Below are 20,541 nucleotides of genomic sequence, written 5' to 3'. Positions count from 1 at the left end.
CGTTGAAACATCCTATGCGATATACTTTCTTTTGGTAAGTACGCACTAAAAGGTAAGTATGAAAATAATATCGTCCGATAAGTCGGCTGACGCATTACCGCTCACGGAGCAAATCCGGCGTGGCGAGGTACTCGATCCTAATTGCCCGTCACGGGAGATCTTGCGTCATATCACCAGCCGCTGGGGATTACTGGTGCTGATCGCCCTGAGCGAGGAGACGCTGCGCTTTAGCGAGCTGCGCCGCAAAGTGGGTGGCGTCAGTGAAAAGATGCTGGCCCAGACCTTACAGGCATTTGAAGAAGATGGCTTTATTGACCGCCGCTCTTATCCGGTGGTGCCGCCGCATGTGGAGTACCGGCTGACGCCGCTGGGTATCGAAGTTAAAGACCAGATTGCCGGGCTGGCTAACTGGCTGGAATCAAATCTGCATCGCGTGATGAAGCAGCGCAATCTGCGCGTGGTGGGCGGGGAATGATTCACAAAAAAATTTGATAAGAACCCCAAAATTCTCGCCTATCATTGCTCCGTTCCGGCAACTAACATCATTTCATTGATTCGTTAAATTCTTTAATTCAATGAGGTGATGTATGCCGCAGTCCCATCAGCAACATGTAACACTCGTCATTACTCACAGGATCGCACCCGCCAGCGAAGCACGCTATGAAGCCTGGTTGAATAAAATTATGCCGCAGGCCGGCAGCTTTAACGGGCATCTGGGCGTGAATGTGATCCGCCCGAGCCGCAGCGGCGATCCTTACACCATTCTGGTGCGCTTCGATACGCTGGAAAATCTCAACGCCTGGCATAATTCCGAACTGCGTAAAGAGCTGGTAAAAGAAGTCAGCCCGCTGTTACTGCAAAACGACAATACCGAAGTGCGCCCCGGTGCCGAATTCTGGTTCACACCGCCCGCCGCCAACGTCCGACCCCCTGCCCGCTGGAAACAATATCTGCTGACCCTGCTGGTCATTTACCCGTCGACCCACATTGTGCCCTGGTTCTGGGGGCAGATTTTACCGCACCTCAAAGGCACCGAAGGCGGCCATATCCTGAATGACGCTTCCGTTGTCGGGCTGGTGGTTTTCCTGTGGATGCCCGTTATCACCCGAGTTTTTCATTCATGGCTGACGCGCACTTCCGCGCAATGACAGGAGCTTTCCCAATGAACAGTTTCGCATCCCTGATCCTGATAAATGGACAATTCCACACCGTCGATCGTGAAAAACCACGGGCAAACGCGGTGGCGATAAAAGACGGTAAATTTCTGGCCGTCGGTACTGAAAATGAAGTGATGCAGTTTGCCGATGCGCAGACGGAGGTTGTGGACTTACAGGGGCACACGGCGGTCCCCGGCCTCAATGACTCGCACCTGCACCTGATCCGTGGAGGGCTGAATTACAATCTGGAGCTGCGCTGGGAAGGCGTTTCGTCGCTGGCAGATGCGCTGCGAATGCTGAAAGATCAGGCAATGCGCACACCCAGCCCGCAGTGGGTTCGCGTGGTCGGCGGCTGGACGGAATTTCAGTTCGCCGAACGGCGGATGCCGACGCTGGATGAAATCAATCAGGCCGCGCCCGACACGCCGGTCTTTATTCTGCATTTATATGACCGTGCCCTGCTCAACCGCGCGGCGCTAAAGGTGGTGGGTTACACCAAAGACACGCCCAATCCGCCGGGCGGTGAAATTCAGCGCGACAGCAATGGCAATCCGACCGGAATGCTCATCGCCAAACCGAACGCCATGATTTTGTATTCCACGCTGGCAAAAGGGCCAAAACTGCCGCTGGAGCAACAGGTGAATTCCACACGTCAGTTTATGCGCGAGCTTAACCGCCTCGGGCTGACCAGCGCCATTGATGCGGGCGGCGGCTTCCAGAATTATCCCGAGGATTATCAGATCATTGATGAGCTTCATCAGAAAAAACAACTGACGATCCGCATCGCCTACAACCTGTTCACTCAGCGCCCGCAGCATGAGCTGGAAGATTTCAAACTGTGGACCGACATGCTGAAGCCCGGACAGGGCACCGACTTTTATCGCCATAACGGCGCGGGCGAAATGCTGGTGTTTTCCGCCGCAGACTTTGAAGATTTCCTGCAACCGCGCCCGGACTTACCACCGGGGACTGAAATTGAACTTGAGCGCGTGGTGCGCCATCTGGTGGAACACCGCTGGCCCTTCCGGCTGCACGCCACTTATGACGAGTCGATCAGCCGGATGCTGGACGTATTTGAAAAAGTGAACCACGACATTCCGTTCAACGGTTTGCACTGGTTCTTCGACCATGCGGAAACTATTACTGAACGCAATATTGAACGCGTTAAAGCGCTGGGCGGCGGCATTGCGGTGCAGCATCGCATGGCGTTTCAGGGTGAATATTTTGCAGAGCGCTACGGCGCTGAAGCTACAAAACATACGCCGCCGGTGGCGAAAATGCTTTCTGCCGGATTACCCGTCGGGCTGGGGACGGACGCCACCCGCGTTGCCAGTTACAATCCGTGGACCGCGCTGTACTGGCTGGTGTCCGGCCGCACCGTCGGCGGCATGGCAATGTATGACGACGATGCGCGAATCGACCGCGAAACGGCGCTGATGTTGTGGACGCAGGGGAGCGCCTGGTTCTCCAGCGAACAGGGCAAAAAGGGGCAGATTAAAGCCGGGCAACTGGCCGATCTGGCCGTTTTATCGGAAGATTTCTTCAGTGTTGCGGAAGAGCGAATCAAAGGCATTGAATCGGTACTGACCATGGTCGATGGTAAAGTGGTTTACGCGGCAGGCAGTTTCTCGCCGCTCTCGCCACCGGCGATTCCGGTATTGCCGGACTGGTCGCCGGTCACCCGTGTGCCGGGGCATTACCGTTCTGCTCCGCCAGAAGGAGCGGCACGGGTCGGGCAGATCCGGCAGATGCATCAGTGCGTCGGGCCATGCGGTGTGCATAAGCACAGCCATGACCTCGCCCGCGGGGCCGATGTTCCGGTATCCGATGACAATGCCTTCTGGGGCGCACTCGGCTGCTCCTGTTTCTCGTTCTGATCGTTTGTCCGTGATGTAAAAAAGCCCGCAGTTCATTTGAATTGCGGGCTTTGCGGTTCCCCTTTTCCCGGCCTGTCGTTTCTCTCGTCGCAATAAACAGACATACCGGTGCGGGCGCAGGATGTTTTCATACTCATCCTTGTGATCCGTTCTGAGGGCATAAGCCTCCCCGGCTTTGTGCCATAAAAATCCGTGCATGTTTTGGTGACAGGTGAAAATCCGGTCTAAACTTAATCAGCGTGAAGCAAACTCTTACCTCTAAAAAGGATGATGTTAATGAAAAAAATCATTTTAGCTGCCTCTCTGCTTATCACTGCCTTTTCATTCAGTGCATTAGCAGCTGACCAAGTCTCTAAAGAAGAGGTCACTCACTTCAAACTGGTAAAAATTGGCAACGTCACCGTGTCACAAAGTGGCGGGCAGGTAGGCTCTCCAAGTGAATTGCACGAAGAGCTTTCCAGGTTAGCGGATGAGAAAGGGGGTAAGTATTACCATATCATTGCAGCAGGGCAGAAAGGCCCAAACTTTGAAGCCATCGCCACTGTCTATAAAGACGCGGATAAATAATCACGCGTGATTAACCCGCAAAAAGGCCGCCGTGAGCAATATGCCCGCGGCGGCCTTTGTGTTTTTACAGGGCTTATAAATCTTTAAATGATCCCAGCCGGAACCCGCGCTGAGTAATCGCGGATTTCAGCGACGCCGACGTCAATACATCCAGCTCTGCCAGCCTCGGGTAACAATATTTACTGGCAAGAAGCGTGTTATCGATAAACGAAGGGTGCGTCATGATCTCAACGGAACGGTCGCCGCGCCGGGTGGCGTTGTCCAGCGTTTGCAGAAACAGCGCTTCTGAAATCGCCTCTCCGTAAAACGTGCTGTCGAAACCGTCTGTGCTCTTCGCGCCGCGCAGAGGAATCTCAGCTTTGCGGATTTCGTCGCGGTCAATGCGCAGCGGCACGCCCTTCTGTTTCGCAAAAGCCTCCACTATCGGGAAAATCTGCGGGAACATGTGCACGTGATGATGGCTGTCGATATGCACCGGCGCTTTGCCAAACACGTCGATAAAGCGCGCGAACTGACATTCCAGTTCATGCGCGATTTCATCAAGCGGCAGCGTTCCGGCCTCCGCCATTTCCCAAATCCATTTGCCCAGCTCACCGTTTCGGACCAGACCTGGCATCGGTGAAAGCGGTTTTCCAAGCGTCAGGACAAAATGCATCCCGACGGCAAGATGCGGGTGGGATGCGCTTAATACGGCGGCATGTTCCGCCGCCGCCATCGTGACCATCGCCGTGGTCGATCGCACAACGCCGTTATTGCATGCCTCGATAATGCCGTAGTTTTGCGCCTTGCAAAGTCCGAAATCATCGGCATTCACAATGAGTAACTTATCCATGATTTTCCCTTTTGCATCGCCTTACGCACCGGGAAGGCGGCGGGTTATTTCAGTGCGGCAATCGTTTCTGCAAAGTTTGGCAGCAAGGCCTCATGCGCCAGCAACATTTCTCTCGCCAGCACTTCGGCATCTTTATCTGAATGGATCAGCGGGCTGAGGTTCAGTGCCAGCAGCACATCATTAAATTTGCCGCTCAGTGCCGCTTCGCTGGCCGCGATTTCAAAGCCTTTAATGGTGTGGATCAGCCCGAGGACTTTATCGTCGAAATGCGTCAGACGCGGATGCGGTGTCGCGCCGTCGCGCCCGATGGTGCAGGTCATTTCGATTGCCCACTCCGCCGGAATATTATCAATGTGCCCGTTGTGCGGGAAATTGACGTACTGCTCGGTTTGCTTATCATTATAAATCGCGCTGATCACTTCGCAGGCCGCATCGGAATAGTACGCCCCGCCCCGCAGTTCCAGCTCTTTAGGTTTGACGCTCAGCTCAGGATCTTTGTAGAGATCGAACAACTGCTTCTCAACTTTTTGCACCACGGATGCGCGCGCCCCGCCTTTGTAGAATTCACCCATTTCAATCGCCAGCATCTCTTTCTGCTTGAAGTAATACAGCAGGTAAGAGCACGGCAGCAGGTTGAGCGAGCGGATCAGGCCTTCACTGAAGGGTAAATCAAAGATGTTTTTCACCGAGCCGGCGGTAAGCGTGCCGGAGGCTACGCCGTCGAGCAGTTCAGCAAAGCGTGATTCACCGTTAACAATCACATCTTTGATAAACACCATATGGTTCAGGCCGAAAAGATCGATAGACAACGCGTCCTGCGGAGTCAGTTTCAGCACATCCTGAATGAACATTTTCATGCCGACAGGAATATTGCACACGCCAATGAATTTCTTGAACTGAGTGTGACGGAAGACGGCTTCCGTGACCATTCCCGCCGGGTTGGTGAAGTTAATGACCCAGGCGTTCGGGCAAATCTCTTCAACGTCTTTGATGATGTCGAAAATGACCGGGATGGTGCGCAGGCCTTTGAATAACCCGCCTGCACCGTTAGTTTCCTGCCCCAGATACCCATGGCTCAGCGGGATACGCTCATCAAGCTCGCGCGCCTTTAACTGACCGACACGCAATTGCGTGGTAACGAAATCCGCATTTTCCAGCGCTTCACGGCGGTTGAGGGTTTTGTGGATCGCAATCGGCACACCGGCGCGTTTCACCATGCGCACACAGAGATCAAAAATAATATCCTGCTTCTCTTTTCCGGCCTCGACATCCACCAGCCATAATTCAGAAACCGGTAATTCGTCGTAACGTTTAATAAAGCCTTCAAGTAATTCCGGGGTATAGCTGCTCCCGCCACCAATGGTGACGACTTTCAGTTTTTTGCTCATAGGGACTCCCGTGCAAGTGATTGCACTGCAAATTTAAACAGAAATATAAAATAAACCTGAGCGTTAATTAATACTGCACAATTTCTTTCGGTAATGATTCGGTGTAAATGATGTCAGCTTTTTAAAGTTCTTGATAAACATACTCGGGCTGCTATATCCGGATTCAAAGGCAATATCCGTGATCGAGTAATTGGTGATTTCAAGTTGCTTTTTCGCGAAATCAATTCGGATTTCATTGATAATCTGCATCGGCGTCATTCCATAATGACGCTGCGTGGCGCGGGTCAGATATTCCTGCGACTTACCGGATAATGCCACCATGTTCGATAAGGCTTTATCACCGAACTGCGTTTTATCATGCATTCTCTCAACCGCCACCTTTAACCAGGCTGGCGCATCCGTTGTGGCTTCTGATTCTCTGTGGTGACGTAACCGGTTCACGATATAAAACGTCACCATCTCCAGAAATTCATTAAATTCCCCGTTGCGGAAATTGAGCGAAGCCACCACCGATTCAATATAAGTCAGAAATTCAGTTTTAATTTTGTACACTTGTGAGGCAATAAAATGTGCCGGTAATAATGAGGCGTAGTGTTGTTCGAAAAAAGCTTTGCTGATCCCGACATTCAATATTCGGGTCGCGCCAAATTCATAAAAGCTCTGATGATTCGAACCCAGCGGAATGAAGACAAAATCGCCGCGCTCTAACAGCACCCGTTTGCCATTCACACTCTGGTAATACCGGCCCGTCAATACCACCGTAAATTCGTAGTAATCATGTTCATGCAACCCGGAAATGCTTTCTACTTTGTTGTAGATGAACATATGGAAATTCTGACCGTCGAAGAGTTGATTTTCGCGTGCTGTCTTGATTTCCATGCTCAATACCGGTGGCTGCATTATCACTCCCTACGTTATTTTATTTTCTCGTGAAGCTCAATGAGTTCCGTGATTAACTCGCGGGCCAGCATCGAGGTCATCAGGTGATCCTGCGCGTGAACCAGGATCAGGCTGACTTTCATTTTGCCTTCGCCCATATCGTCTTCAATCAGCTTCGTCTGCACCAGATGCGCTTCATTGAGCGATAAACGTGACTGATCCATTAACGCTTTGGCTTGCTCAAAATCGCCTTCTTTGGCTTTTTTCAGCGCACCGTAAGCCAGGCTGCGCGCTTGTCCGGAGTTAATAATTAACCCCATGACCACTTCTTCGAGTTCCTGCATCTCGTCTTGCGTATCCGCGATGCTGTCTAAATCAATCATCTTAATCTCTCCTTGATAGCCAGTGGGCAGAGGGAAGGACGCGCCCGCCCTCTGCGGGTCAGATTAGAATTTCAGTGCGGCAGCGATATCTTCTTCGCTTTCTTCTTCTTCAATAATCTCCTGCGCTTTGTTCGACAGGATAACGAAAGGCATGTAAACCAGCGTGGCGACCGCCAGGTTAAACAAGGCCACTAACAATGCCGCGATGCTGCCATTACTGTTAAAGAAAGCGCCAAGGCCGGTCGGCATGGTCCAGGGCGCCAGGTTGGTCACCGGCGGAATAATGCCCATGGAGTAAGCCGCGAGCGTGATGGCTGCCAGAATGGGTTGAACCAGCACGAACGGAATAAACATGACCGGGTTCATGATGATCGGTAAACCAAACAGGATAGGCTCGTTAATCTGGAAGATGCCTGACGGCAGCGCCAGTTTTGCCACCTGGCGGTGATCCGCACGGCGTGAGGCAATGAAAATGGCGATAATCAGACCTAACGTCGCACCGGAACCGCCCAGCAGGATGTAGGAATCGAGCATCGGTTTCGCCCAGAAGTGGAACGTTTTACCTGCGTCAATGGCAGCACTCACTGAACCGTATTCGGTGTACAGCGCGATATTTTCCAGCGCCCACGGGGTCATGATGCCATTGTCCAGCGCGGTCAGCGCGAGAGAACCGTGGACACCAAAGAACCACAGCAGGGAGTTGAAGATCACGTATGCCCAGCCCACCACACTGCCCATAGAGGCCAGCGGTTTGGAGATGGAATCCATAATAATCTGGTGGAAGTTGTGGCCGTATAATCCCAGCAGCCAGGAAATCACACCGAAAATAAACAGAATGATAAAGCCGGGAATTAATGCAGAGAATGAGCGGGCGACAGAGGTCGGCACGCTTGCGGGTAAAGTAATCACCCAATTTCTGCGGATAATAAACGTAAACATTTCGGCGACCACTAATCCGATCAACATACCGGAAATAATGTTCGCACCGCCTAACCAGTTCGCGCCTACCGCATAGGCTTCACCTACGCTATAAGGTGTGACGGTCATAAAGGCGGCAACGGCTAATAACCCCGCTGACAGGGAATCCACTTTGCGTTCTTCGGCTAAAGCCATGCCGATAAAGAACGGCGCCATCAGCGACATAATACCCAGCGTACCGTTGTAGACATTAATACCGATGGTTTTTAAACCACTGAGGGTTTCAATCGTGGAAGGGTCTAAACGCACGCCTAAAGAATAGAAGAAAGAACCGGCACCAAAATTCAGGAAAACGTTATTAATTAAAACGAACATGGCACCGGCAAGGGTCAGCGGCATTAATTTAATAAAACCATTTTTGATGGCATTAATATGCGGCTGCTTACCAATTTTAACGGCAAAAGGAAGAAGTATCTTCTCCAGGGAATCAATAACTTTACTCATTCGCGTGTTCCTTTAATGCCGCCCTTCGGCGGCCAGGGTATGAAATTCGCTCTTTGACTGGATTTCTCTTTGACTAAAGTAATTCAATGTAAAAAAGGACAAGGTATCGCTAAAAATTTACGCTTACTGAGTGGCGGCGGCTTTTTTGATGGCTGCAACGGCGGCTTTCAAAACACCTAAACCATCGATTTTGCCGTAGAGCACAGAATCGATCACTTCAACCGGTTTACCCGGTAATACTTTTTGAATCTCAGGCAACATATAAGCAATCTGTGGCCCCAGAAGTACCACATCCGCCGCATGCCCTTTTTCAGCGGCCAGTGTTTCCGGGAATGCTTCAATAATGACCGGCACTTCGTATTTTTCGGCCTGCACTTTCATTTTAGTCACCAGCAATGAAGTGGACATGCCTGCCGAGCAAAACAAATAGATGACTTTCTTTTCCATAATGAAACCCTCATATCCAGTTATGATTGCAGGCCAGACAAGCGTTCCTGCATTGCTGCCAAATGGGCATTTAAACGAAAAAAGATGTAATACGAATTGTCTCTGCTTGAGTCGAGTATACGGCATCACTTTAGCGGGTGATAATTCTGAGAAGTTAAAAATTGTCTCTCCTTGACCATTGCTTATGACTCCCTTCACATTTTGGGCAAATAACTGACGATGGAAAATAACACCGCAGCCCTGAACGCTCCTCACGCGCCAAAGTGTGCGGCAGATTTCTCCGCAGACCGGCGGGGTGATTTTTTCCGCGCCGGATGACGACGCGCCCCGGTGCGGCTAAGCTTGAAGTCATCTCACAGGAGGAAAAACGTCACTATGATCATTGAGACATCGCGGTTATTGCTGCGTCCGGTTGCAGACGCTGACCTGTATTCCCTCTTTGCCATTTACGGCGATCCGCAGACCAATCTGTTCAACCCGCGCGGCCCGTTGCCGGACAGGGCGGCGGCACAGGAAAAACTGAGCGGCTGGTTACGCGAATGGCCGGAGCACGGCTTCGGCCACTGGGCGATTACGCTGAACCATAAACCCGATGAGGTCATCGGGTTCGGCGGGCTGGGAGTTCGTGAAGGCTACGAAAATCACCGGGTGTTTCTCGGCTACCGCTTCGCCACCACGGCGTGGGGAAAAGGGCTGGCGACCGAGTTTGCCAGCGTGGCGCTCAATACGGGTTTTGAGAAACTGGGAATACCGCGGATCTCCGCCACCGTGCGCGAAAACCATCTGGCTTCCCAGCGCGTTCTGGAAAAAATCGGGATGCAAAAAGTCGGTTTTGAGGGCGACCCTGTGCACGGCACGGGCAGTTATCTTTACCGGCAAACCGACCGGCGCACGTTGCGCTGACCATTAAGAGTCATGGCGCGGGGGAAATTTTGGAGGATAATCGCTGGCAATCGATCTCACTTTAAGGAACACAGGGCATGACCCAGCAACCTGCGCCAGAAGATTACTACACCGAAAAATACGGCCTTACCCGCACCCATTCAGAAATCATTCATGCAGCCGGTTATGTTCAGCCGGGCAAAGCGTTGGATCTGGGCTGTGGCAGCGGGCGCAACTCGCTGTATCTCAACCTGAAAGGCTTTGATGTGACGGGATGGGACAACAACGCCATGAGCGTGGCGAAAGTGAATGACATTATTGCGGCGGAATCTCTGCGCAATATCGCCATCAGCGAACAGGATCTCAACACGCACCGTTTCAGCGGCGAATACGATTTCATCTTCTCCACCGTGGTCATGATGTTTCTGCAACGCGACAGCATCCCGCACATTCTCCAGGACATGCACGCGGCCACCAAAACCGGCGGCTACAACCTGATTGTCGCTGCGATGGACAGCCCGGATTATCCTTGCCCGTTGCCCTTCCCGTTTACCTTTAAGCCCGATGAATTGCGCCACGCTTATCGTGGCTGGGAAATCATGAAATACAACGAGGATATTGGCGAATTGCACAAACGTGACGAAAACGGTGACCGCTACAAGCTTCGTTTTGCCACCTTGCTGGCGAAGAAAATGTAAGACGGGTAACGCTGGCGCACGCGTCGCCAGCCCTTATTTTCCCGGTGATCCCTCGCCAGAACTCTCGCCTGAACATTCTTGCCAGAGTGTTGACGTCCGTGTGATAATACCGCGCGTCAATTCTTTAAATACTCTGTAAAATCATACCATTAACGTTTAATGACTCTGTTTTTCTCACGGCCAACGCGGTTCAGAACAGGGTTTCTTTTTATTATTCGTCGCCAAGCGCGGCAACATTCAGAGATACGTATGAACTGGGACGTCATGAAGTGGTTGATCGGTATTTATCTGGGCTGTTTTTTAGGTCTTCTTAAGATGGCTTACTCCGACCCTAAGTTTTACCTTGAATATATCGACAAGAAATTCACTTATGTCTGTTACACCTGCTTTATTGTCTGCGGCGCATTATGGTTTGGCCTCTATTCAGCCAGGGGATATGCCATTGACAATATTGATTTAATTTCAGAGCAACTTACATTGATAGACAAAGAATATAATTACGTCACCTCCTATCTTCTTTCAATGATAATCGGTTCGGGGATCTCTTTTGCTTCCAGCATTTTGTTTATCGATATTGCCCGCAAAAAGATCGCCTCTGCCACGGCAGAATAACTCTCTCTGATGATGCTTCAGCAGGGAGCGGCCCACTCCCTGCTTCATCAACACCTCGTTTCCCTACCTGCCGTTATCCCCTTCCACCACACCACGGGCGCGTTCGATCGCAACGACTTCCCGTTTACCGAAAACTGAAATATCCCCTTTCAACTCCCCATCCTGCTGCGGCGAATACACATAAAGCATAATGTCTACGCCCTCTTTCGGTGAGTAGTCGCCAAAATGGCTGTACACGCCGCCGACATAACACTGCTCATCGATCCACACCGGAATATCGCCGATAGCCTGTACTTCATAGCCCGGCACAGGCGAACGGCCATAAAACCCGGCTTCATGTTGACTCAGAGACGGCGGCACCGGACAGACCGAAACGGCTGGCGAAGCAGAACTGCCTGCATTCGACGGATGCGCCTGCAAAGCGGCTAAACTTTTCTCTACGCTGACTTTTTGTTTATCCGATAACGTCAGCCAGGGCGTTTCTTTATCCCGCGGATCCGGGGAGGTGACCGACAGCGCATAGCGGTAGGTGACCGTTATTTTTGCCACGCTGGCGTTGTGGCTGAAGGGGCGAAGCAGGTAAATATTGTCCACGCCGAAATAGCTGACCCGGTAGGCGAGATAAATCTGCTTATTGAGTCTGATCCAGTAGCCTGCCTGATTTGCGCCACGTGCGTTGGTTGAATACAAATAACCGGGCACCGAAGCATCCGGATCTGCCTTCACGGTTGAATAAAAGGTGCCCTTTCCTCGTTTCAATATCCCGGTATAGGTGAATATGCCGGTGCCCCCGATATAGGCATCAATAATGAGATCCCGTTTGCCATCCCCGTCGAGATCCACCAGCGTATAACTGGCCATTTGGTTTTCTGTAAAGACGACCACGTTAGATTTCTGAAATGCCTGCCATTCATCATCTGTGATATCCGCTGAGGGCTTTTTCTTTGGCAGTGTGTTCTTTTCCTCCCCCTCGTAGGTGATATCAAACCGGGTCACCTGCGTTTCCGGACTGGCGTAACGACTCATCAGTGTTTCGACAGGCATCTGATTGTTCTGATTTTTTTCCTTTTGCAGCGCGGCGAATAATTCGTCCTGCGCAGCACTGTCGTCAGCCGGTTTTGATGTGGCGTCGGCTCTTTGCACGAAGGCGGCTGGCGTATCCAGCAGCCCCTGGAAGTCATCCATTTTAAGCAAGACGGCGTTAACCCCTTCACCTGAGAGATCAGCAGCCTGATCCGGCTGCGCAATCTGAATCTGCTTATCATGAAGAAGCGCCTGTAACGCACCACTGACCTGTGACGCGGTGAAGGCAAACTGCCCGTTCTCTTCGCGGGCAAGGGGTTTGTATATGAAGCACGGCATAAGGACCGGATCAGCAACCCCATAGCCATTTATTGTCGCAAAGAATCTTAGCCCTTATGGCACGGAAGCCTGATGCTATAATCGATGCATATAAATTTGAAAGGAATCTCAATGCGTATTTCACCATTAGCTTTAATGCTTATACCCGCCCTGTCTTCCGCCTCTCTTAAAGATTTTGATCTGGAGGTAATGGGTCAACATCTCACCATTCCAGCTTCTTGCATCAAGCAAGTTCAAAATAATGAAAATGAAGAAACGGTCAATAGTGGTGTTTATTTAGAGATTATGTCGCCGTGCTCTCAACCCTTGTCTGAAATCACCACAATGAACATTGGCAAAACAATGACCATTTCTTATGGTGGTCAGATTGTACAGAAAGCAACCATAGCCTCTCGATTGTCAAATGGATTTATGTTCAACACGAACGGCGGCAACATGATGGTAATTCGTCAAATCATCGCTGATTCTGAGGCAAAGTAATGTCATACAATCTTGCTGACCTGCCCAAAGACTAAATGGACAAAATCAACGTGGATTTAGCTGCGGGCGGCGTTGCTTTCAAAGAGCGATACAACCAGCCGGTCATCGCTGATGATCATCGAGCGTGAACAGCCTGAGCATCTGCGTGAATACCTCAGGGAACGTTTTGGCTGACATAAACACTCCTTCATTAAGCCTCCGTTATGAGGAAAAAAAGTGTCTACGAAACCTGGGTCTATTCACACCCGGCAATAAATGCGCTGAAAAGCCAGATGCAATTCACACGCATGCGGGAGCAAAAGGAGGGTGTTGAGAACCTAAGGGTGTATGGAAAGCATCGAACTGATATTTACACGTTTTTCTTCAATCCATCCGTGACCGGGGTTCATCCGACTAAGAGCATTTGATATGTGCCGGAGCCAACCCAAGTTTTATTGCCAGTCAGATGGGGCACACAAATGCGCAGATGGTATTCAGCGTTTATGGAAAATGGATGCCTGAACAAAATGGCGACCAAATCGCCATCCTCAATCAGAATCTCGACTTCAATGCCCCGCAGATGCCCCATAAGAAACTGGCCGGAATAGAATAGTTAACTATTACAGCCAGTTATCCCCTTCTCAGTGTTTTATCATCACATGCCGGATCGCCGTGTAATCTTCCAGCCCGTACATCGACATATCTTTTCCGTAGCCGGATTGTTTTTGTCCTCCGTGCGGCATTTCACTGACCAGCATGAAGTGGGTATTTACCCAGGTGCAACCGTATTGCAGACGCGCGCTCAGGCGGTGGGCGCGACCAATGTTTTGCGTCCAGACGGAAGATGCCAGCCCGTAGTTGGATTCATTTGCCCAGGCCAGAACCTGCTCTTCAGTATCAAACTCGGTCACGCTGACCACCGGACCGAACACTTCGCGTTGCACAATTTCATCTTCCTGACGCGCACCCGCCAGCACCGTAGGCTGGAAATAATACCCCTCGCCGCGCACCCGTTCGCCACCGGTGATGACCTGAATATGCGCGACGTCTTTCGCCCGCTGCACAAAGCCTTCCACCCGCTCTAAATGCGCCGCCGACACCAGCGGGCCCATTTCGCTGCTTTCATCGGTGCCCAGTTTGAGGGTGGAAACGGCCTCGCCCAGCGCTTTCACCAGCTGCGCATACACCCCTTTTTGCGCGTAGATGCGGCAGGCGGCGGTGCAATCCTGTCCGGCGTTGTAGAACCCGAACGTGCGCACGCCTTCCACCACCTGGTCGATATCGGCGTCATCGAAAACGATCACCGGCGCTTTGCCGCCGAGTTCCATATGCGTGCGTTTGATGCCGGTGGTCGCCTGGGCGACAATTTTCTCGCCGGTAGAAACAGACCCGGTCAGCGAAATCATCCGCACTTTATCGTGATGGGTCAGCGCGCTGCCGACCGTTTTACCGTCGCCAAACAGCACGTTCAGCACGCCAGCCGGAAAGATATCCCGCGCCAGTTCGCCGAGTTTCAGTGCGGTCAGCGGGGTGATTTCGGAAGGTTTGATCACCACGCAGTTGCCTGCCGCCAGCGCCGGAGCGATTTTCCACGCGGCCATCATCAGCGGGTAATTCCAGGGGGCGATGGAGGCCACCACGCCCAGCGGATCGCGGCGGATCATTGAAGTATGCCCGGCGAGATATTCGCCGCCGGCTAATCCGCTCAGGCAACGGCTGGCACCGGCAAAGAAGCGGAACACGTCTACCACCGCCGGAATTTCATCATTCAGCGCCAGATGAAAAGGCTTACCGCAGTTCAGCGACTCCAGCTTGGCCAGTGCTTCGGCGTTTTCTTCGATGCGGTCTGCCAGCGCCAGCAGCAGTTCCGCACGGGTTTTCGGCGTGGTCTGGCCCCAGTCGGTAAATGCGCTGTGCGCCAGATCGACCGTCTGACGGGTTTGTTGTTCACTGGCCTGCGCCAGACGGACAATCTCCTGCCCGGTATGCGGGTTGAAAACCGGCAGTGACGTTCCTTCTCCGGCCACCAGCTCACCGTTAATCAGCATGTTCGTTTGCATCAGTTATTCCTTATTATTTGCCGTCACCGGCCACATCTGACCCGTTTCTTGTGAGATACCACGCGCCCAGAATCGGGATCATGGTGAGCACCATCAGGCACAGCGCCACCACGTTGGTCACCGGCACTTCGCGCGGCCTGCCCAGCTGGTTAAGCAGCCAGATGGGCAACGTGCGTTCATGACCGGCGGTAAACGTGGTGACAATGATTTCGTCGAAAGAGAGCGCGAACGCCAGCATGCCACCCGCCAGCAGCGCGGTGCTGAGGTTTGGCAAAATGATGTAGCGGAAGGTCTGCCAGCCGTCTGCGCCTAAGTCCATCGAGGCTTCGATCAGGCTGTGCGTGATACGGCGAAAACGGGCGATCACGTTGTTATAAACAATCACCATGCAAAACGTCGCATGGCCGATGACAATCGTCAGCATGCCCGGCTCGATGTGCGCCGCGTGAAAAGCGTTGAGCAGCGCCAGACCGGTGATGATCCCCGGCAGGGCAATCGGCAACATAAACAGCAGGGTTATGCTGTTTTTGCCATAAAATTCACGCCGGTACAGCGCCGCGGCGGCCAGCGTGCCGAGTACCATGGCAATCAGCGTGGCGCAACAGGCGATTTGCACCGAAAGCCAGATGGCGTCAAGAATGTCGTGACGCCCTGCCGCGACGGCAAACCAGTGCAGCGTGAAACCTTTCGGCGGAAAGCTGAACGCCGCATCTTCAGTGTTGAAGGCATACACCGCGATGATCAGCAGCGGGAAGTGCAGGAACACCAGCCCGCCCCACGCGGAGAGTTTGAGTAACCAGGGTGCGCGTTTAGAGTGCATCGAAAGCTCCCAGTCGTTTGACCATCGATAAATACAACGCAATCAGCACGATAGGCACCAGCGTGAACGCGGCGGCCATGGGCATATTGCCGATAGAACCCTGCTGCGAGTAGACCATATTGCCGATGTAATACCCCGGCGGGCCCACCAGTTGCGGAATGATGTAATCGCCCAGCGTCAGCGAGAACGTAAAGATCGAACCGGCGGCGATACCCGGTACGGCCAGCGGGAAGATCACGTAACGCAGCGTCTGCCAGGGTTTTGCGCCTAAATCTTCTGAAGCATGAATCAGCGACGGCGGCAGACGTTCGAGTGCGGCCTGAATCGGCAGGATCATAAACGGCAGCCAGATATAGACGAAGACCCAGAAGCGCCCGATGCCTGAGGTTGACAGCGTATTGCCGCCAATGCCCGGCAGGCTCAGCATGGCCGTCAGCAGCGGTTGCAGCCCGAGGTGTTCGAGGAACCATTGCAGCACGCCGCCTTTGGAGAGCAGCAGGGTCCACGCGTAGGCTTTGACGATATAACTGGCCCACATCGGCATCATGATGGCGATGTAAAAGAAGGCTTTCTTTTTGCCGGTGATATAACGCGCCATGTAATAGGCAATCGGAAACGCCAGCACCGCGCTGAAGAAAGACACCAGCAGCGCCATCGTTACCGTGCGGACAATAATGTCGGCATTCACCGGATCAAACAGGGCGCGGATATTGGCCGTCGTCAGCGTCGAGGAGACGGTCATGGTGAAATCGTCAAAGGTATAGAAACCCTGCCACAACAGCGCGAACAGCGAACCTAAATAGATCGCGCCAAACCACAGCAGCGGCGGCACCAGCAGCAGCGCCAGATAAAATCCCGGCCTGTGATGCAGGTAAGTCACTAGTGCGCGGCCACGCCCCACACGCTTTTCATAAGGAGTCATACTGATATCCATCTTTTAGCCCTCAAGCAGCGTGACCATGGCATCTCTGTCCCAACTCGCCACCACCGGCTGACCTTGCCGGAAGTTGTGTTGCGCGCTGGCGGCCAGGTTGTTGGGCTCACTGACAAACAGACGCTCGCCGCCTTCCAGTGCCAGCTCGTAGCGTGTCGCCGCGCCCTGAAAATGGATGTCTTTGAGGATGGCGTTAACCTGCACCGCCTGGCTGTCTGCCAGCGGCTGCGGCGCGAGGCGGATGTGTTCCGGACGAATAGAACGGCTGCCGGAGACACCGGTGATTTTGAAGGAGAGATCGGCGGTCAGGACGTTCGCCGTACCGACAAACTGCGCAACGAACGCGGTACGCGGATTGAGGTACAGCTCACGCGGCGTATCAACCTGTTCGATACGGCCATTGTTGAACACCGCCACGCGGTCAGACATCGACAGCGCTTCGCTCTGGTCGTGGGTGACAAAAATAAAGGTGATGCCCAGTTCGCGTTGCAGCTTTTTCAACTCACCCTGCATCTGCTCTCGTAATTTTAAATCCAGCGCGCCGAGGGGTTCATCCAGCAGCAGGACGCTCGGCTGATTCACCAGCGCCCTGGCCAGCGCCACGCGCTGACGCTGTCCGCCGGACAAAAACGCCGGTTTGCGCGCCGCGGTAAAGCCAAGCGCCACCCGCTCCAGCGATTCCATCGCGCGGATTTGACGTTCCTTTTTCCCCACGCCTTTCACCATCAGGCCATACGCGACATTTTCCAGCACGGTCATGTGCGGGAACAGCGCGTAATCCTGAAACACGGTGTTGACGTCCCGCTCATAGGGGGCGAGCTGCGAGGCTTCTTTGCCGTGAATGCGCACTGAGCCGGAGGTCAGGGTTTCAAAGCCGGCAATCAGACGCAGGCAGGTGGTTTTGCCCGAGCCGGAAGGCCCGAGCATGGAAAAGAATTCACCGTCCTGAATGTCAATTGAGACATTATCGACGGCTTTGGTTTCCCCATATAATCGGGAAGCATTAATAAATTGTACGGCGGCCATAACGGACTCCCGGATTCGGTTTTTAATAAAAGGGCTAAACGCAACCTCTGACAGCGGATTACCGGCCGCCCATGATGGCAATATAGTCCTGAGTCCACTTGCTGTACGGCACGTATTTACCGCCTTCGGACTGAGGTGTTTTCCAGAATGAAATCGCGGTGAATTTATTAAAGCCGTTCGTTTCGCAACCTTCCGCCCCTAACAGCGGGCTGGCTTTACACCCGGCCGGTACGCTCGGCACGGAACCAAACCATGCCGCGACGTCGCCCTGCACTTTCGGCTCCAGCGACCAGTTCATCCACTGATAAGCGCAGTTCGGGTGTTCGGCGTCGGCGGCCAGCATGGTGGTATCCGCCCAGCCGGTGACCCCCTCTTTCGGGAAGACGGTGGCGATCGGTTGTTTTTCGCCTTTCAGCGCATTGGCCTGATACGGCCACGAGCTGCTGGCGACCACGCCTTCGTTTTTGAAATCACTCATCTGTACCGATGCATCGTGCCAGTAGCGGTGGATCAGCGGATGCTGACCGCGCAGCAATTTCAGCACGGCCTGGTACTGGGTTTCGTTAAGCTGATACGGATCGTCGATTTTCAGATCAGGCTGGGTGCTTTTCAGGTAAAGCGCGGCATCCGCAATGGCGATCGGGCCGTCGTACGCCTGCACGCGTCCCTGATTGGGTTTGCCGTCAGGCAAATTTTGCGGCACGAAAATCACTGACCAGCTGTCAGGCGCAGTGGGGAAGGTTTTGGTGTTGTACATCAGCAGGTTCGGCCCCCACTGATAAGGCGTGCCATAGACTTTTCCGGCAACGTTAAACCATTCGCCTTTCAGCAGGCGCGGGTCGAGATTCTTCCAGTTGGCAATCAGCGCCGGGTTGATCGGCTGAACGCGTTTACCGTAAATCAGCCGCAGTGAGGCATCTCCCGAGGCGGTGACCAGGTCATAGCCCCCCTTCGCCATCAGGCTGACCATTTCATCTGACGTCGCCGCGGTTTTGACATTGACCTTACAGCTGGTTTGTTTTTCAAACTGCGTCACCCAGTCGTAATTCTTGTCACTTTCGCCGCGTTCAATATATCCCGGCCAGGCGACGATATTTAATTGTCCTTCGCCTTTTCCTACCGCTGTCGGTAAGTCTGCGGCCACCGCCGTATTAAGAAAACTCAGCAGACCTAAACAAACCGCAGATAACTTTTTACTGCCAGATGGTTCTTTATTGAAAATAGATGTTTTCATTGGATACCCCTGTCCTGTCGTCGTATTTGTCTGTTATTAGAATTGTGGTTTGAACTTCGCCATGATGTGCCTGACTACGCTGTAATCCTGTAACGAATAACTCGAGAGATCATTGCCATACCCGGAGCGTTTTAATCCGCCGTGGGGCATTTCGCTGACTAAAGAAAAGTGCGTGTTAATCCAGGTGGTGCCGTATTGCAGATGGGAGGAAATTTGCATCGCCAGATCGATATTTTGCGTCCAGACCGAGGACGCCAGCCCGTATTCTGATTCATTCGCCCAGTCCACGACCTGCTGAACGGTGTCAAAACGGGTGACGCTGACCACCGGACCGAACACTTCGCGCTGGACGATTTCATCACTTTGCAGACATCCCGCCAGCAGCGTGGGCTGGTAATAGAAGCCGGGGCCGGAATGGGACGCCGCGCCGGTGATACGCTCGATATGCGGCTGACTCAGCGCCCGTTCGACGAAGCTCGACACGCGATCGCGCTGGCGTGCGCTGATAAGCGGCCCCATAAAGTTTTCGCTGTCATTCTTTCTGGCGAAAGAGAGTTGCGATACCGCCTCACCCAGCTTTTCCACCAGCCGTTCGTAGATCCCGGCCTGTGCATACACGCGACAGGCGGAAGTACAATCCTGCCCCGCGTTGTAATATCCCCAGCAGCTGACCGCCTGCACCACGTCATCAATGTCGGCATCGTTGCAAACGATCACCGGCGCTTTGCCGCCCAGCTCAAGATGAGTGCGTTTCACCGTTTTCACCGCCGCCTGCAAAATGCGCTGCCCGGTGACGATGTCGCCGGTCAGTGAAATCAGACGGACATGCGGATGACTGACCAGCGCATTACCGACCCCTTCACCGCTGCCGGTAATGACGTTCAGCACACCCGGCGGCAGGATCTCCTGCAACGCGGGCAGCAAGGCCAAAATGGTCAGCGGAGTATGTTCAGAGGGTTTAAACACCACGGTGTTGCCCGCCGCCAGCGCGGGAGCAATTTTCCACGCTGACATCATCAGCGGGTAATTCCAGGGGGCAATCGAGGCCACCACGCCCAGCGGGTCGCGGCGCACCATCGAGGTGTGGCCGGGCAGATATTCGCCGGAAAGTTGCCCCTGCTGGCAACGCACTGCCCCGGCAAAGAAGCGAAAGACATCGACAGCGGCAGGTAAATCGTCTTTCAGCGCCTGAGGCAGCGGTTTACCGCAGTTGATGGCTTCGAGCTGTGCCAGCGAATGCGCCTGTTTTTCGATGGCGTCGGCGATACGCAAAAGCACGGAGGCCCGTTCGGCTGGCGTGGTGCGTGACCAGCGGCTGAAAGCGGCATTGGCGGCATTCACCGCCAGAGCGACTTGTGCCAGAGAGGTTTCGGCGACCTCGGCAATCACGTCACCGGTCGCAGGGTTGAAAATGTTTTGCGTCGCGCCTTCACCGTGCAGAAGGTCGCCATTGATTACATGCTTTTCAGAAAAACTGGCAACAAATTCTGCATCCGACATTG

Annotated in this window: 21 protein-coding genes and 1 pseudogene; 9 read left to right on the top strand and 13 right to left on the bottom strand. The window is 53.2% G+C overall.

All coding sequences use genetic code 11. The features are described 5' to 3' along the window. Nucleotides 1–58: 58 nt before the first annotated feature. From ACO0U8_RS16395 to ACO0U8_RS16380, 4 genes are all read left to right on the top strand, one after another. On the top strand, nt 59–475 hold the full coding sequence (locus ACO0U8_RS16395) for a winged helix-turn-helix transcriptional regulator (protein ID WP_122096769.1): 417 nt from the start codon (nt 59–61) through the stop codon (nt 473–475). 112 nt (nt 476–587) lie between these two features. After that, nucleotides 588–1,148, top strand: coding sequence for an antibiotic biosynthesis monooxygenase (locus ACO0U8_RS16390; RefSeq protein WP_421671246.1), 561 nt, complete (start codon nt 588–590; stop codon nt 1,146–1,148). 14 nt (nt 1,149–1,162) lie between these two features. Further along, nucleotides 1,163–3,034, top strand: coding sequence for an amidohydrolase (locus tag ACO0U8_RS16385; protein ID WP_421671245.1), 1,872 nt, complete (start codon nt 1,163–1,165; stop codon nt 3,032–3,034). A gap of 276 nt (nt 3,035–3,310) precedes the next feature. Continuing rightward, nucleotides 3,311–3,601, top strand: coding sequence for a DUF1471 domain-containing protein (locus tag ACO0U8_RS16380; protein WP_414072217.1), 291 nt, complete (start codon nt 3,311–3,313; stop codon nt 3,599–3,601). 73 nt (nt 3,602–3,674) lie between these two features. On the opposite strand, the gene chbG is transcribed toward ACO0U8_RS16380, so the two are convergent. From chbG to ACO0U8_RS16350, 6 genes are all read right to left on the bottom strand, one after another. Then, entirely contained in the window at nt 3,675–4,433 is a 759-nt protein-coding gene (chbG, locus tag ACO0U8_RS16375; RefSeq protein WP_421671244.1) for a chitin disaccharide deacetylase, read from the bottom strand. Nucleotides 4,434–4,477: 44 nt separating this feature from the next. After that, nucleotides 4,478–5,821 carry a 6-phospho-beta-glucosidase gene (locus tag ACO0U8_RS16370; protein ID WP_136376122.1) on the bottom strand — a complete coding sequence of 448 codons (1,344 nt, stop codon included), beginning with the start codon at nt 5,819–5,821 and terminating at the stop codon, nt 4,478–4,480. A gap of 63 nt (nt 5,822–5,884) precedes the next feature. After that, nucleotides 5,885–6,721, bottom strand: a complete 837-nt coding sequence (chbR, locus tag ACO0U8_RS16365; RefSeq protein WP_056779985.1) for a transcriptional regulator ChbR — start codon at nt 6,719–6,721, stop codon at nt 5,885–5,887. 14 nt (nt 6,722–6,735) lie between these two features. Next, nucleotides 6,736–7,083, bottom strand: a complete 348-nt coding sequence (gene chbA / locus ACO0U8_RS16360; RefSeq protein WP_056779981.1) for a PTS N,N'-diacetylchitobiose transporter subunit IIA — start codon at nt 7,081–7,083, stop codon at nt 6,736–6,738. Nucleotides 7,084–7,146: 63 nt separating this feature from the next. After that, on the bottom strand, nt 7,147–8,505 hold the full coding sequence (gene chbC / locus ACO0U8_RS16355; protein WP_217203114.1) for a PTS N,N'-diacetylchitobiose transporter subunit IIC: 1,359 nt from the start codon (nt 8,503–8,505) through the stop codon (nt 7,147–7,149). A gap of 123 nt (nt 8,506–8,628) precedes the next feature. Beyond that, on the bottom strand, nt 8,629–8,952 hold the full coding sequence (locus ACO0U8_RS16350; RefSeq protein ID WP_056779975.1) for a PTS sugar transporter subunit IIB: 324 nt from the start codon (nt 8,950–8,952) through the stop codon (nt 8,629–8,631). A 375-nt stretch (nt 8,953–9,327) separates the two neighbouring features. Between ACO0U8_RS16350 and ACO0U8_RS16345 the strand changes: the two genes are divergently transcribed. From ACO0U8_RS16345 to ACO0U8_RS16335, 3 genes are all read left to right on the top strand, one after another. Next, on the top strand, nt 9,328–9,855 hold the full coding sequence (locus ACO0U8_RS16345; protein WP_183849517.1) for a GNAT family N-acetyltransferase: 528 nt from the start codon (nt 9,328–9,330) through the stop codon (nt 9,853–9,855). 77 nt (nt 9,856–9,932) lie between these two features. Then, complete coding sequence (tehB, locus tag ACO0U8_RS16340; protein WP_421671243.1) at nt 9,933–10,532, top strand: tellurite resistance methyltransferase TehB; 600 nt, start codon at nt 9,933–9,935, stop codon at nt 10,530–10,532. Nucleotides 10,533–10,781: 249 nt separating this feature from the next. Then, nucleotides 10,782–11,144 carry a hypothetical protein gene (locus ACO0U8_RS16335; protein WP_056779967.1) on the top strand — a complete coding sequence of 121 codons (363 nt, stop codon included), beginning with the start codon at nt 10,782–10,784 and terminating at the stop codon, nt 11,142–11,144. Between the two features lie 63 nt (nt 11,145–11,207). Here ACO0U8_RS16335 and ACO0U8_RS16330 read toward each other — a convergent pair whose 3' ends face one another. After that, nucleotides 11,208–12,506 (bottom strand): DUF1176 domain-containing protein, encoded by a 1,299-nt coding sequence (locus ACO0U8_RS16330; RefSeq protein ID WP_421671242.1) that lies wholly within the window; start codon nt 12,504–12,506, stop codon nt 11,208–11,210. Between the two features lie 111 nt (nt 12,507–12,617). Here ACO0U8_RS16330 and ACO0U8_RS16325 point away from each other — a divergent pair, with 111 nt between their 5' ends. Both ACO0U8_RS16325 and ACO0U8_RS16320 read left to right on the top strand, forming a co-directional pair. Next, a complete protein-coding gene (locus ACO0U8_RS16325) occupies nt 12,618–12,986 on the top strand; it encodes a hypothetical protein (protein ID WP_122096789.1) in 369 nt (122 codons plus the stop codon). 35 nt (nt 12,987–13,021) lie between these two features. Then, nucleotides 13,022–13,160, top strand: a pseudogene (locus ACO0U8_RS16320) (DNA polymerase III subunit theta). A 446-nt stretch (nt 13,161–13,606) separates the two neighbouring features. On the opposite strand, the gene ACO0U8_RS16315 reads toward ACO0U8_RS16320, so the two are convergent. Genes ACO0U8_RS16315 through ACO0U8_RS16290 form a run of 6 tightly spaced genes read right to left on the bottom strand, consistent with a single transcriptional unit; the run spans nt 13,607 to nt 20,539 of the window. Continuing rightward, on the bottom strand, nt 13,607–15,025 hold the full coding sequence (locus ACO0U8_RS16315; protein ID WP_414072223.1) for a gamma-aminobutyraldehyde dehydrogenase: 1,419 nt from the start codon (nt 15,023–15,025) through the stop codon (nt 13,607–13,609). A 13-nt stretch (nt 15,026–15,038) separates the two neighbouring features. Further along, complete coding sequence (locus tag ACO0U8_RS16310) at nt 15,039–15,845, bottom strand: ABC transporter permease (RefSeq protein WP_056779951.1); 807 nt, start codon at nt 15,843–15,845, stop codon at nt 15,039–15,041. Beyond that, nucleotides 15,835–16,767, bottom strand: a complete 933-nt coding sequence (locus ACO0U8_RS16305) for an ABC transporter permease (protein ID WP_390976467.1) — start codon at nt 16,765–16,767, stop codon at nt 15,835–15,837. The genes ACO0U8_RS16310 and ACO0U8_RS16305 overlap by 11 nt, the downstream gene beginning before the upstream one ends. Before the next feature lie 15 nt (nt 16,768–16,782). Next, nucleotides 16,783–17,805 carry an ABC transporter ATP-binding protein gene (locus ACO0U8_RS16300; RefSeq protein ID WP_421671241.1) on the bottom strand — a complete coding sequence of 341 codons (1,023 nt, stop codon included), beginning with the start codon at nt 17,803–17,805 and terminating at the stop codon, nt 16,783–16,785. Between the two features lie 58 nt (nt 17,806–17,863). After that, nucleotides 17,864–19,039, bottom strand: coding sequence for a putative ABC transporter substrate-binding protein YdcS (ydcS, locus tag ACO0U8_RS16295; protein ID WP_421671240.1), 1,176 nt, complete (start codon nt 19,037–19,039; stop codon nt 17,864–17,866). A 36-nt stretch (nt 19,040–19,075) separates the two neighbouring features. After that, on the bottom strand, nt 19,076–20,539 hold the full coding sequence (locus ACO0U8_RS16290) for a gamma-aminobutyraldehyde dehydrogenase (protein ID WP_421671239.1): 1,464 nt from the start codon (nt 20,537–20,539) through the stop codon (nt 19,076–19,078). Nucleotides 20,540–20,541: the final 2 nt, after the last annotated feature.

The organism is Rahnella sp. EDr1-12 (genome assembly GCF_049206505.1).
Taxonomy (GTDB): Bacteria; Pseudomonadota; Gammaproteobacteria; order Enterobacterales; family Enterobacteriaceae; genus Rahnella; species Rahnella rivi.
Note: the sequence above shows the minus strand (reverse complement) of the source record. Positions and strands in the feature narration are given on the sequence as shown.